Genomic DNA, 13,892 nt, shown 5'->3' with positions numbered 1-13,892 from the left:
AGCGGGCGTGGAGACCCGGGGGACCACAACTTCTGGGCTGCTGTAGCAATCCAAGCACTACATGTAGGGATCGGCGCGATAAACACGCCGTACGCGCGTGTCGCGCACGTATTGGCATGTGCCATACGGCCATACCGTCCGCCGACCAACACGGCGCGCACCCGTATCGCTACGGCTCATGCGGAGATACCGTGGGCGCCACAAGGAGGGGACGTGGGATTCCCGCAGAGATGGGGGCCGGTACCCGGTTGACGGGGCGCCTGGTGGCAGACTGGTGCGACAACCTGCGAGGTCGCCACCCGGCGGTGAAGAGTACAGCAATGGGCCCTTTTGTTCGGCAGGCGGCGCGTTAGCCATACACCCAGACACATCATCGCGTCAGGTGATTCGCGATTTTTCACTCGAACGTGTGTTTGGCGCAACCTTTCGAAAGCAACTACCGTTGTCCAGCAGGGAGACCATCGAGAGGGGCCGACGTGACCACGACCGCAGACAGTGCCACCATCACTGCCCAGGACCGTTCCCAGGGCCGACTCGAGCCGGTGCATGCGATGAACGAAGCCGTGAATCCCGAGGGACACAAGCGTTCCCTCCCAGGGCGACCTCCAGGCATCCGGGCCGACAGTTCGGGACTCACCGACAGGCAGCGCCGGGTGATCGAGGTCATCAGGGACTCCGTGCAGCGGCGCGGCTACCCGCCGTCCATGCGGGAGATCGGCCAGGCGGTCGGCCTGTCCAGCACGTCGTCCGTCGCACACCAGCTGATGGCACTGGAGCGCAAGGGCTTCCTGCGTCGCGACCCGCACCGCCCACGCGCGTACGAGGTGCGCGGCTCCGACCAGGGCGCCTCGGCACAGCCCACGGACACCACGGGCAAGCCGGCCGCGTCGTACGTCCCGCTGGTCGGCCGGATCGCCGCCGGTGGCCCGATCCTCGCCGAGGAATCCGTCGAGGACGTGTTCCCTCTCCCCCGTCAGCTCGTCGGTGACGGTGAGCTGTTCGTCCTGAAGGTCGTCGGCGACTCGATGATCGAGGCCGCGATCTGCGACGGCGACTGGGTGACCGTGCGCCGCCAGCCCGTCGCGGAGAACGGCGACATCGTCGCCGCCATGCTCGACGGCGAAGCCACCGTCAAGCGCTTCAAGCGCGAGGACGGCCACGTCTGGCTGCTCCCCCACAACTCCGCGTACGAGCCCATCCCGGGCGACGACGCGACGATCCTCGGCAAGGTGGTGGCAGTACTGCGGCGCGTCTGAGCACCGCGGCAGGCCTCGCCGATTCGACCGGGCCCCGGAACCTCTGCGCCGGTTCCGGGGCCCTGCGCTGTCCGGCCCCGGTGACCGGCGGCTCCTTATCGGGGGTTGGCCTGTCCCGGCGCCGGGACAGGCCAACCCCCGATCATTCGGCTTCTCCTTGCGCCTTCTCGGCTTCCGCCGCGACTTCCTTGGCCTGCGCTGCTTCTGTGGCCTGGGCTGCTTCTGTGGCCTTCGCCGCAGCGTCGATCGCCGCGAGCGACTTGCGCGCCTGATTACGGTCCGTCGTGTACCAGAAGTCGGGCAGTGACGCCTTCAGATAGTTCCCGTACCGGGCAGTGGCGAGCCGTTGATCCAGTACGGCGACCACGCCGCGGTCTCCCGAAGCACGGACGAGGCGACCGGCGCCCTGGGCCATGAGCAGCGCCGCGTGTGTGGCGGCGACCGCCATGAAGCCATTGCCCCCGGCGTCCTCCACCGCCTTCTGGCGAGCGCTCATCAGCGGGTCGTCGGGGCGAGGGAACGGGATCTTGTCCATGACGACCAGCTGGCAGCTGGGGCCGGGGACGTCGACGCCCTGCCAGAGCGACAGCGTGCCGAAGAGACAAGTCTTCGGGTCGGCCGCGAAGTTCTTGATCAGCTCGCCGAGCGTCTCCTCGCCCTGCAGGAGGATCGGGAACTCTGGGATGCGGGAGCGCAGTTCCTCGGCGGCCAGCTGGGCTGCCCGCATCGAGGAGAACAACCCCAGGGTGCGGCCGCCGGCCGCCTGGATGAGTTCGGTCAGCTCGTCGAGCATGTCCACGCGGTCGCCGTCGCGCGCGGGACGCGACAGATGCTTGGCGACGTAGAGGATGCCCTGCCTGGGGTAGTCGAAGGGCGAACCCACGTCGAGGCCCCTCCACTTCGGCAGGTCCTCGCCCTCGGTTCCCTCCGGGGCGAGCCCGAGGGACGCACCGACTCCGTTGAAATCGCCACCCAGTTTGAGCGTCGCCGAGGTCAGGACCACGGAACGGTCCGCGAACAGCTTCTCCCTCAGCAGGCCCGAGACCGACATGGGGGCCACGCGCAGGGAGGCCCCGAACCGGTCATGGCGCTCGTACCAGACGACGTCCCACTCCGAGCCGTTCGTGATCCGTTCCGCCACGTCGTGGACCGACTCCACGGAGGCGAGCGCCTGTTTGCGGACCGCGTCCTCGTCCTGGACCGACTTGTCGCGTGTCGCTCCGATCGCGGAGATGACCGTACGCGCGGCGTCGCGCAGGGCCATGAGGGCATAGCCGAGGTCCTCCGGGATCTCCTCGAGGCGGCCCGGCAGGGCGAGCTCCATCAGCCGTTCGAAGCCCTCGGCGGCGGTCTGGAGCTGGTCGGCGGCCTTTTCGTTGACGAGCTTCGCGGCGCGGCGCACCGCGCGGTTGACCTGGCCGGGAGTGAGCTCGCCGGTGGCGACGCCGGTGACCCGGGAGACCAGTTCGTGCGCCTCGTCGACGATCAGCACCTCGTGCTGCGGGAGGATGGGCGCGCCTTCGATGGCGTCGATCGCGAGCAGCGCGTGGTTGGTGACGACGACCTCGGCGAGCTTGGCGCGCTCGCGGGCCATCTCGGCGAAGCACTCGGCGCCGTAGGCGCACTTCGTGGCCCCCAGGCACTCGCGGGAGGACACGGAGATCTGCGCCCAGGCACGGTCGGATACGCCCGGCGTGAGGTCGTCACGGTCGCCCGTCTCGGTGTCCTGCGACCAGTCGCGCAGCCGCAGCAGGTCCTGGCCGAGCCTGCTGGTGGGAGCCGCCGCCTCGAACTGGTCGAAGAGGCCCTCCTCCTCGTCCTGCGGGACGCCTTCGTGGAGGCGGTGCAGACACAGGTAGTTGGACCGGCCCTTGAGCATCGCGAACTCCGGGCGGCGGCGCAGCTGCGGGTGCAGCGCGTCGACCGTACGCGGCAGGTCGCGCTCGACCAGCTGTCTCTGGAGGGCCAGGGTGGCCGTCGCGACGACGACCCGCTCCCCGTGTGCGAGCGCGGGCACGAGATAACCCAGCGACTTTCCGGTACCGGTGCCGGCCTGCACCAGCAGATGGGAACCGTCGTCGATCGCTTCCGCGACGGATTCGGCCATGGTCACCTGGCCGGGGCGCTCCGTACCGCCGACGGCAGTGACGGCAGCATGCAGGAGTTCGGGGAGTGAGGGCTTCGTCATAGCGCGACCACCCTACGACCCGGCACTGACAATGGGGTGATCAAGGCGGGGGCCAGGGACGGGATCAAGACCGGGAGGTCCTTGGACCTGGAGAGGGTGAAGGCCGGATCGGATCAATTCGGCTCGATTCGTCTCGATTCGGTTCGGCTTCGGCCGGGTGCTGTTCGGTCTGAGGCGACACCGGTTCGTCGGCGGCGGGAAATGGTCGGGGAACCCTGGGCGGAACGCAATGGGTCCGAAGCCGTCGGAAAAAACTTTTGGCACGAGTGGGAACCGGCGCGACGCGAGCGGTGTACCAAAAGTGATTGCGCGATGACGCATTGCTACAGCAGGTCGCGCAGGGACCGGTCTCGGATCATGAGGGCCGCCCGCTTGGCGGGCAGGTCGACCTCTGCAGAGAAGCGGAAGCCTGCGCTGAGGAAGGCGGTGACGGACGGGATGTTGCGAAGGTCGGGTTCCGCGACGACGCGGGCACAGGCGGGTCGCTTGTCGAGCACGAGATCGGCGACGGCTCTGAGAAGAGTGCTGCCGAGACCACGGCCACGATCGGTGACGGCGCCGACCAGGAGGTGGATACCGGTGTCGTGCGGTCTGGCCGCATAGTGGCGGGCCAGCGGATCGAGGTCGGCTCGGTAGATCTCCCAGTAGCTCATGGGGGTGCCGTCCAGCACTCCGAGGCAGGGGACGCTGCGTCCGTCGCCGGTGAGCTGCGGGCGCAGGTGGTCCTCCGTGACGTTCTGGGGTCCGGCCAGTTCCCAGAACTCCGCGACGGAGGGGTCGTTCATCCAGCGACAGAGAAGGGGGAGGTCTCGGTCGAGGTGTACGGGGGTCAGGTGGAAGACGCCCGCCGGGGTGGGGGTTGGTCCCCAGGCGGCGACGTCGTCGAGTAGGGCGGGGGTGGGTGCGGTGGGTGGTGGGGTGCTGTCGACTGGGGTTCGTAGTCGGCGGTCGCCTGTATCGGATCGCCCCGTGTCGGATCGCCCCGTGTTGGGTCGCGCCGTGTTGGGTCGCGCCGTGTTGGGTCGCGCCGTGTTGGGTCGCTCTGCCTCGAAGAGCGCGAGGAGGTCTTCGGGGAGACGCAGGTCCAGCGTGTCCTCGCAGTCGGTTCCCCACCCGTTGCCTCTCTCACCCGGCTGAGGGCCGGCGCTGGCGTCGGCGCCGGTGCCTGCGTCGGCATCGGCATCGGCATCGGCATCGGCATCGGCGAATGAGGCAGAACCGGAGTCGGCGTTCGCGTCGATGGGAGACAGGGGGCGCTCCTCTCTGGTCTCAGCAGACGGAGACGAAGTGGGTCATGTTCCTCAGGAGTGAAGGGGGTTGGCGATGGTGACGTAGACGGACTGGGTGTCGACCGGGCCGATGAGTTCGTCGAGGCCGTGCACTCGGGTCAGCAGATTGGCCTTGCAACGCAGGGTGGGCGAGTCGAGCAGGTGTCTTGGGAGGGTGGTGCGCAGTCGGGTGGAGCCGGAGGCCACGTCGGTGAGGAAGCGGCGGAAGGCGGCGAGAAGGAGACGTTCGTCGGCCAACCGCTGGGAGCCGAACGCGCCAATGAGACCGAGGACGTTGTTGATCGCGAGGTAGTACGCGAACCGCTCGTCCGTGACCTCGTCGGAGACGAAGGTGTCGCTGTGTTCGCCGATGCCGGGCAACCGGGCTTCGAGATCCGCCCGTCGGGACTCGCGGAAGTAATAGCCCTGGTTGTCGCGGTAGCGGCCACCGGCGGGCCAGCCATCGCTGTCCAGCAGGACGAGGGTGTTCTGCTGGTGGGCTTCCAGGGCGATCCCTGCTTCCCCGTCCAGCCAGAGCACGGGCCGGATGACCTGTTCGAGATAGCGCAGGAACCACTCGGCGGCGACGGCTCCCCGGGGGCGGCCGGTCCGGGCGGCCAGGCGAATGACGACCTCGGCGAGCCGGGATCGCCAGATCGGCTGGCCTGCGCCTGGCCTGTCCAGGTCGGGGTGATCTGTGCCTGAGTGGTCCGAGCTCACCCGATGCAGGCCCGAAGGGTCGACGTCGGCACCGGATCGGGGGCAGGGGCGAGGTGAGACGAGTCCGGCGATGCAGGAGACGTCCTGTGACGGGGTGAACGGATTGTGCCGGATCACCACGTCGAGGCCGGGGACGGGACTGCTGTCGGGGCCGTCGACAGCGAGCCAGGCGGGGTCGCGGACGATGTCGAACGTCGGGTGGGCCGCCTGCCACTCCTTGCTCAGGCCGGTGCGCAGGAGTCGGTGTACCTCGACGCCACGGTGGAGTTCCTTGCGGAGGTTCTCCCGGCGCGAGTTGGTGATGCGGAGGCCCAGTGAGAGCTTGAGCATGGCGGGGGCACCGGAGCGGTGAACAGTACGTACGGAGGAGGTGGGGTGCCAAGGGGAGCCGTGTGCTCCCAGGTCTCGGAGGAGGCCGGTGTCGAACAGCGGAGCGGTCTGCGGGCGGTGTCGGACCTCGCGGAGTTGCCAGGGGTGAACTGGCAGGGCTGTGTGGCCGTCGGGCTGCGGCAGGTCGGGGCCGGCGAGACGTTGGCTGAGCTGAGCGGCGGTGACCGGGCGGCCGCTCTCGGTCCAGGCGGAGTCGGTGGCGAGCAGGGAGGGGTGGACGGCGAGCCAGTGCAGAGGGAAGGAGCCGCGCGCTTCGGGTGAGTACAGGGACGCTTCGGCTTCCGTGAGACCTTCGCGGCTCTTCGGGGCCGGGTGTAGCGGGTGGCCCAGGACGAGTGCTTGTTCGGCCGTGAGGAAGAAGTCGGGGCCGTCTTCGGGGTGTTCGCGGCGTTCGCGGCGTTCGCGGATGAAGGTGGCGGTGCGTCGGGCGGAGTCGGCTACCCGGGCGACGAGTTCGGTGCTGGCTGCGGAGGTGGGAGCCGATGTCGTCAGAGACTCACGGGTGAGCAGCGCCGCGAGGGTGACCGCGTCGACCGGCGGGGACTGCTCGGGGGCGCTGGCCAGACGGGGCGGGCCGAAGCGGTGCCAGCCAGTCAAGGACCAGTAGCGGACGGGGACGAGGAGGGCCCCGCCGCTGGCGGGGAGGGGGATGCGGAGGGTGCCGCTGCCGGGGGCGGGGAGGTCGGACTCGCGGACCCAGCAGCGCAGCAGGTTCTCCACGGTCGCGGAGTCGGCCTCGTAGTCGGCCGCGGTGTCCGGGTCGGGGTGGTCCAAGAGGTCGGTGGTGGCACCGCGCAGGCGTTCCTGTTCGGGTGGGCCGCCCTGGGATGGGGTGCGGTCCGGGCGATTGAGGTGTTGTGGGGAGGGGGCTGTGCTGGAGGAGCGGTGGTTCGGGGGTGTGGGGGTGACGTTCAAGTTCGGTGTTCCTTGGGGTGGTTCGTCGTTCGTGGTTGGTGCGGCGGTGTCGTTCTGTGGGGGGCGGGACCTGGTCCGGGTTCCGGTGACGGGTGAGAAAGGGAGGTGAGGTGAGTGGTGTCTACGAGGGGTTCTGCCTGCGATCAGCCTGGTGGCCGTCGGCGCTCAGGCGCAGGGGTGAGTGGCTGGCGCCTTGGGCTGTGGCGCCAAGTCCATGGCCTGTGTGCCGGATTGGGGCGCCGGTTGTCGATGCTCTGTTGGCTGGCGCTCCAACTGCCTCTGCATAAAAGGGCTCTGCGCCAACTGCTTCCACCGCGACTCCAACCCCCGCTGCACAACCGGCTCCAGTTTCAGCACCGGCTCCGGCCGCGACACCGGCACAAGGCCCGGCCTCAGTCACCGCCCCAGCCACGCCACCGTCCCGTCAGCTCCGCCGCCCCGACTCCACGATCGCCGCTTTCATCACCTCCCACCCCCAGAGATGTGACCGCGGGCTACCGCAGCCACCGCGTCGGCAAGTCGGTCAAGAACGGCGTTCGCCTGTTCGTCGGTGATCGTCAAAGGTGGGAGCAGTCGGACGACGTTCCCATGAGGTCCGCCGAGTTCGACGATCAGGCCGCGCCGGAGGCACTCGCGTTGGACGGCGGAGGCGAGTTCCGGGGAGGCAGGGCGAGGGCCTGGCATGGCACTCGGCGGCTTCTCCGGGGCCTCCCAACGGCCGGTGACATCGGCGTGCCCGACCGGCCGGGCCGACCCACCGGTGCTGCCGAAGTGCCGCCCGTCGGAACTCATCCAGGAACCGTCGTCCCCATCCAGCAGCTCCAGCCCATCACCGGCATCACCACAGCCACCGGCCCCGCGACCGGCATGGCGGTCGCCCAACCCAACCGCACCCCACGCCCCATCAACACCCGCTCCGGGCGCCTCCCCCTCCGGCTCCACCATCTCCACCCCGATCATCAATCCCCTCCCCCGCACGTCACCGACGACAGAGAACTCCCTTGCCAGTCCCCGGAGTTGGTCGAGCATGTGGGTGCCGAGGGTGGCAGCGCGTTCGGTGAGGGCGTTTTCGCGGACGTAGGCCATGGTGGCGGTGCCTGCGGCCATGGCGAGTTGGTTGCCGCGGAAGGGGCTGGTGTGGGTGCTGGGTTCACAGGTGTCCAGGTCGTCGCGGTAGACGATCACGGCGAGCGGCAGGCTGCCGCCGATGGCCTTGGAGAGGACCATCACGTCGGGGGTGATGCCGCTGTGCTCCATGGCCCAGAAGGCGCCGGTGCGGCCGACCCCCGTTTGGACCTCGTCGGCGATCAGGGGGATCGAGCGGTCGGCCGTGATCTGACGCATGCGTCGCATCCAGGCGTCCGGTGCCGGGAGGACGCCGCCCTCGCCCTGGACGGGTTCGAGGATCATGCCTGCGGGCAGCGGTACCCCGGACTTGGGGTCGTCGAGGGCGGACTCGGTCCAGCGGGCGGCGAGTTCGGCGCCGTGGGGGCCGCCGACGCCGAAGGGGCAGCGGTAGTCCTGCGGATAGGGGAGCCGGACGGTGTGTGCGTCCGAGGCGCAGGGGGTCGTGCCGTGGTGGGCGTCGGCGAAGGCGAGGATGTCGGTGCGGCCGGTGGCGGTGCGTACGAGCCTGAAGGCGGCTTCCACCGCGTCGGTGTCGGTCGGCGCGCAGAACTGCACGCGTGCGTGGTCGGCGAGGCCGGGTGGGAGGTTGCGGAACAGTTCGGTGGTGAAGGCGTCCTTGACGGGGGTGGCGAGGTCGAGGGCGTTCAGGGGCGCGCCGGAGTCGAGGACCTTGCGGATGGCCTCCAGGACCACGGGGTGGTTGTGTCCCAGGGCCAGGGTGCCGGCACCGGAGAGGCAGTCGAGGTAGCGGCGGCCGTCGGCGCCCTCGATGGTGAGACCGCGGGCGCGGACGGGCACGATCGGCAGGGCACGTGCGTAGGTGCGGGCCGCCGACTCGCGCGCCGACTGGCGCCGCAGGATCCCCTCGTGCGCGGTGCGTGCCACCGAGGGTTCGTCCACAGCGATTACAGCGGCGCGTCCAGCCGGACGTTCCTCAACGGTGGTGCTTACTGCCGGAGATTCCTCAGCGGTCGTGCTTGCTGCCGGAGGCTCCTCAACGGCGCCGCGCTCCACCGGTCGTTCCCCGGTGACAGTGCCTGCTGCCGGAGGTTCCTCGAAGGCGGCGTTTCCCGCCTTGGCCTCCCCCGGCGCGGTCTCGGTCACGGCCATGGTTCTCCCGTCCTCGCGCTGCGCTGGAGCAAGCGGTTCCTTCGCGGACTCGCCCGCCCCGACATACGGAACCCCGCACACCTTTGCTCGACATCTCGGCACATCGACGCACCGATGTGCGGAGCTCTCGGGGAAATGGGACGCGGGGCACCGAACCGTCCGCCGGCCGCAAGCCCCCCACGGCTACCAACCCCGGACCGGGCACCGGGTTACGGGTTGCCTCAAGATCTTTGGCGTGACGGAACTGTTGCGGTTCCGTCGGCTGTCTCCCACAGCGGGCGCATAGTGTGTGATGCCGTTCCAAGGCGCGGTGCCGGAAGGTCAACTCGCGGAACGTCCGCGGGAGGTGGGCGGTTTCGGCACCCGGTTCGTCCACACCAGGGGGAGGCAGAGCATGCGATCCGAACCGCTGTCGTTGACCGCTCGCGGCGAGGGCGTGAGGGGCGCGCGTCGCAGAACCTCCCCCGCGCTGGCCGCCATGGCCCTGGTGTCCGTGCTCGCGCTGACCGCCACCGGCTGTGGCTCGGGCGGCGACGCCGACGCGAACGCGCAGGCCTCCGCCTCCGCCGCGTCCGAGGGCGACGGCAAGATCACCATCCCGGACGACATCAGGGACAGGCTCAAAGAGCACGGGATCGACGTCGACAAGTGGAAGAACGGCGCCTGGAAGAACTGGGACAGGGACGACTGGCTGCGCGAGGCGCAGGACTACATCAACCCGATCATCGAAGGCCTGTGGGACGCGGACCGGATGCGGAAGGCCGAGGACCCCGACCAAGGTGTCCAGGACAGCGACCTCTCGGGTGACCAGGGCGTGACCGACCCGGAGCCGACGCCGGTGGACGCGAAGGCCGTGTCGCCTACGTACCACGACAGCGTCCCGCAGGCGGGCAAGGTGTTCTTCGACTCCCCCGAGGGCACGATGGTGTGCTCGGCGACGGTCGTGGCGGACCCGGCCCACCCGGGCAAGTCCAACATGGTGTGGACGGCGGGGCATTGCGTGCACGCGGGGAAGAGCGGGGGCTGGTACCGCAACATCGCGTTCGTGCCGTCGTACAACGACCAGGCCTTGTCGGCCGGGAAGTTGGAGAGTGCGACCAGGCAGGAGGTCGCTCCCTACGGCGTCTGGTGGGCCGACTGGGCGCAGACCTCGGACCAGTGGATCGCGCAGGGCGGTCCGACCGGCGGGGACGGCGCGCCGTACGACTTCGCCGTCATCCATGTGACGCCGGAGGAGGGGAGCACCGGCAAGTCGCTGGAGGAGACGGTCGGTTCGGCGTTGCCGGTGGACTTCGCCGCGCCGGCGGTGCCGCGGGTGGAGAGCATCACGGCCAGCGGGTATCCGGCGGCGGCGCCGTTCGACGGGGAGACGCTGTACCAGTGCGCGGACCGGCCGGGGCGGCTGTCGATCAACGTGTCGGACCCGACGATGTACCGCATCGGCTGCACCATGACCGGTGGATCGTCCGGCGGCGGCTGGGTCGCGGCGGGTGCGGACGGCAAGCCGGCGCTGGTGTCCAACACCTCGATCGGCCCGGTGAGCGCGGGCTGGCTGGCCGGACCACGGCTGGGTGACGTGGCCAAGGGCGTCTACGACTCGGTCAGCGAGAAGTTCGCGGGGCAGTGACGGCCCTCGGCCTCATCACCCGCCCTACCGCCTCGAACACGCTTGAGGCCCGCCCCTCGTGAAAGGGACGGGCCTCAACCGAACAGCTACGGCACTCAGGCGACCGGTGCCGGCACGTACGGTGCCAGTTCCGCGGCGAGTTCCTCGTGGACCCGGGCCTTGAGGAGCGTGCCCTCCGCCGTGTGCTCCGCGGAGATCACCTCGCCCTCGTCGTGGGCGCGGGCGACGAGCTTGCCGTGGGTGTACGGCACCAGGGCCTCGATCTCGACCGAGGGCCTGGGCAGTTCGTTGTCGATCAGGGCGAGCAGTTCGTCGATGCCCTGGCCGGTGCGGGCCGAGACCGCGATGGAGCGGGGCTCGATCCGCATCAGCCGCTGGAGCGTCAGCGGGTCGGCCGCGTCCGCCTTGTTGATCACGACGATCTCGGGCACGCGCGTGGCGCCGACATCCGTGATCACCTCGCGCACGGCGGCCAACTGCTCCTCCGGGTTCGGGTGCGAGCCGTCCACCACGTGCAGGATCAGGTCGGACTCGCCGACCTCCTCCATGGTGGAGCGGAACGCCTCGACCAGGTGGTGCGGCAGGTGCCGTACAAAGCCGACGGTGTCGGCCAGCGTGTACAGGCGGCCGCTCGGGGTCTCCGCGCGGCGGACGGTCGGGTCCAGGGTCGCGAACAGGGCGTTCTCGACCAGGACACCGGCGCCCGTCAGGCGGTTGAGCAGCGAGGACTTGCCCGCGTTGGTGTAGCCCGCGATGGCGACGGACGGCACCTTGTGGCGCTTGCGCTCCTGGCGCTTGATCTCGCGGCCGGTCTTCATGTCCGCGATCTCCCGGCGCATCTTCGCCATCTTCTCGCGGATCCGGCGCCGGTCCGTCTCGATCTTGGTCTCACCGGGACCACGGGTGGCGAGGCCGCCGCCCTTGCCGCCGCCCATCTGACGGGACAGCGACTGACCCCAGCCTCGCAGTCGCGGCAGCATGTACTGCATCTGCGCGAGCGCGACCTGCGCCTTGCCCTCTCGGGACTTGGCGTGCTGGGCGAAGATGTCGAGGATCAGGGCCGTACGGTCGATGACCTTGACCTTGACGACGTCTTCGAGGGCGATGAGCTGGCCCGGGCTCAGCTCACCGTCACAGATGACGGTGTCGGCGCCGGACTCCACGACGATGTCGCGCAGCTCCAGGGCCTTGCCGGAACCGATGAAGGTGGCCGCGTCGGGCTTGTCGCGGCGCTGGATCACGCCGTCGAGCACGAGCGCACCCGCGGTCTCCGCGAGGGCGGCGAGCTCCGCGAGGGAGTTGTCCGCGTCCTGAACGGTTCCCGTGGTCCAGACGCCGACGAGGACGACCCGCTCCAGGCGGAGCTGGCGGTACTCGACCTCGGTGACGTCCTCGAGCTCGGTGGAGAGGCCGGCGACACGGCGCAGGGCCGCGCGCTCGGAGCGGTCGAACTGGTCGCCGTCCCGCTCTCCGTCGACCTCGTGGCTCCAGGCGACGTCCTCTTCCATCAGGGCATCGGCCCGAAGACCTTCGGCGTATGTGTGCGCGGGGCGCTGCGTGTCCTGGGAAGGGGATGAAGAGGAGGTCATTGGGTCCTTACGTCGATGGGGATACCGGTTCGGCGGTCACACTTCACAACGCATGAGTACCCCGGGAGATTCCCGTGACCCGTGCCGCGCCGACCTGAAGATGGTCGCACGGCACGGGGCGTCTCGTCACCGCCTTATTTCACGGGTCATGGGTAACGCCTACGTCACCGGCACCGCCTACTTCACCGGTACCGCCTACGTCACCAGTACCGCCTACTTCGCCGGCACGGCCGGTACCGGCGCCACGGCCTTCCAGTCCGGGTGCCCGGGCATCGCCGGCGTCTTCTCGCCGTAGAGCCAGTCCTGGAGGAAGCCGCCGAGGTCGCGGCCGGAGACCTCGGAGGCCAGGTGGACGAAGTCGGCGGTGGTCGCGGTGCCGTCCCGGTGCTGCTGGACCCAGGCCCGTTCCAGGGTCTCGAAGGCCTTGCGGCCGATCTCCTGGCGGAGGGCGTAGAGGACGAGCGCGGCGCCGTCGTAGACGTTCGGGCGGAAGATGCCGATCTTCTGGCCCGGCTGGGGCGGCTTGGGGGCGGCGGGCGGTCCGCCGGCGGCGCGCCAGCGGTCGGAGGCGCCGTACGCGGCCTTCATGCGGGCCTCCAGGGTGCGGCCCGCCTTCTCCTCCGCGTACAGGGCCTCGTACCAGGTGGCGTGGCCCTCGTTGAGCCACAGGTCGGACCAGGTGCGGGGGCTGACGCTGTCGCCGAACCACTGGTGGGAGAGCTCGTGGACCATGATCGACTCGACGTACCACTTGGGGTACGCGGGCTCGGTGAACAGGTCCTTCTCAAAGAGGGAGAGAGTTTGAGTTTCCAACTCGAACCCTGTGTCGGCCGCGGCCATGAGGACGCCGTACGTCTCGAAGGGGTACGGCCCGACCTTGTCCTCCATCCACGCGATCTGACCGGGGGTCTTCTTGAGCCACGGTTCGAGTTCGGCGCGGTCCTTCGTGGGGACGACGTCGCGGACGGGCAGCCCGTGCGGGCCGCTGCGGCGCAGCACGGTGGAGCGGCCGATGGAGACCTGCGCCAGCTCGGTGGCCATGGGGTGCTGGGTGCGGTACGTCCAGGTGGTCGCCCGGCCCGCGCGGTCCACGTCGGTCGGCAGACCGTTGGCGACGGCCGTGTAGCCGTTGGGCGCGGTGACCCGGATGGTGAACATCGCCTTGTCGGAAGGGTGGTCGTTGCAGGGGAACACCAGGTGCGCGACGTCGGCCTGGTTGGCCATCGCGAGCCCGTCCTCGGTGCGCACCCAGCCGCCGTCGCGGCCCTCGGCGGAGACGGGGTCGCTGGTGTGCCGGACGGTGATCCGCATCCAGCTGCCGCCCGGAAGCGGTTCGTCCGGAGTGACGACCAGGTCCTCACCGGCACTGGTGAACCCCGCCGGCCGCCCGTCGACCTGCACCGAGTCGACCTTGCCGTGCGCGAAGTCGAGGTTGATGCTGTCGAGCGAGGTCGTCGTCCAGGCGTCGATCGTGGTGACGGCCGTGAGCGGCTTGCTGTTGCTGCCGCCGTAGGTGAAGGAGAGGTCGTACGACGCCACGTCGTATCCGGGGTTGCCCAGGTGCGGGAAGAGGCGGTCGCCGACACCGAGCGGCGCGGCCGGGGCGCTCGCGGCGAGCAGGCAGACGGAGACGGCGGAGGCGAGCAGCGCGGTCGCCCTGAGGCGGCGGGGTGCTGTGACGCGGGGAGTGAGCGGCATGCA

8 protein-coding genes are annotated in these 13,892 nt (G+C 69.8%); 2 read left to right on the top strand and 6 right to left on the bottom strand.

What is annotated here, in order from left to right:
• The first annotated feature begins 476 nt into the window (after positions 1–476).
• A complete protein-coding gene (lexA, locus tag G3I78_RS00320) occupies positions 477–1,256 on the top strand; it encodes a transcriptional repressor LexA (RefSeq protein WP_164420663.1) in 780 nt (259 codons plus the stop codon).
• A 142-nt stretch (positions 1,257–1,398) separates the two neighbouring features.
• Here the strand turns inward: lexA and G3I78_RS00315 are convergent, their stop codons facing one another.
• The 4 genes from G3I78_RS00315 to G3I78_RS00300 form a co-directional block, all read right to left on the bottom strand.
• Positions 1,399–3,444 (bottom strand): ATP-dependent DNA helicase, encoded by a 2,046-nt coding sequence (locus tag G3I78_RS00315; RefSeq protein ID WP_164420662.1) that lies wholly within the window; start codon positions 3,442–3,444, stop codon positions 1,399–1,401.
• Between the two features lie 323 nt (positions 3,445–3,767).
• Positions 3,768–4,532 carry a GNAT family N-acetyltransferase gene (locus G3I78_RS00310; RefSeq protein ID WP_239157588.1) on the bottom strand — a complete coding sequence of 255 codons (765 nt, stop codon included), beginning with the start codon at positions 4,530–4,532 and terminating at the stop codon, positions 3,768–3,770.
• Between the two features lie 213 nt (positions 4,533–4,745).
• Positions 4,746–6,596 (bottom strand): IucA/IucC family protein, encoded by a 1,851-nt coding sequence (locus tag G3I78_RS00305; RefSeq protein WP_239157587.1) that lies wholly within the window; start codon positions 6,594–6,596, stop codon positions 4,746–4,748.
• A gap of 603 nt (positions 6,597–7,199) precedes the next feature.
• Positions 7,200–8,975, bottom strand: a complete 1,776-nt coding sequence (locus tag G3I78_RS00300) for an aminotransferase class III-fold pyridoxal phosphate-dependent enzyme (protein ID WP_239157567.1) — start codon at positions 8,973–8,975, stop codon at positions 7,200–7,202.
• 394 nt (positions 8,976–9,369) lie between these two features.
• Between G3I78_RS00300 and G3I78_RS00295 the strand changes: the two genes are divergently transcribed.
• Positions 9,370–10,602, top strand: a complete 1,233-nt coding sequence (locus tag G3I78_RS00295) for a hypothetical protein (protein ID WP_164420660.1) — start codon at positions 9,370–9,372, stop codon at positions 10,600–10,602.
• Between the two features lie 95 nt (positions 10,603–10,697).
• On the opposite strand, the gene hflX is transcribed toward G3I78_RS00295, so the two are convergent.
• Together hflX and G3I78_RS00285 are read right to left on the bottom strand one after the other, a co-directional pair.
• On the bottom strand, positions 10,698–12,191 hold the full coding sequence (gene hflX, locus G3I78_RS00290) for a GTPase HflX (RefSeq protein WP_164420659.1): 1,494 nt from the start codon (positions 12,189–12,191) through the stop codon (positions 10,698–10,700).
• 213 nt (positions 12,192–12,404) lie between these two features.
• Positions 12,405–13,889, bottom strand: coding sequence for a M1 family metallopeptidase (locus G3I78_RS00285; protein WP_164420658.1), 1,485 nt, complete (start codon positions 13,887–13,889; stop codon positions 12,405–12,407).
• Between the last annotated feature and the right edge of the window lie 3 nt (positions 13,890–13,892).

The organism is Streptomyces sp. SID13726 (assembly GCF_010548375.1).
In the GTDB taxonomy this organism is placed as follows: domain Bacteria; phylum Actinomycetota; class Actinomycetes; order Streptomycetales; family Streptomycetaceae; genus Streptomyces.
The sequence above is the reverse complement of the archived record's forward strand: the minus strand, read 5'-3'. Positions and strand labels throughout refer to the sequence as shown.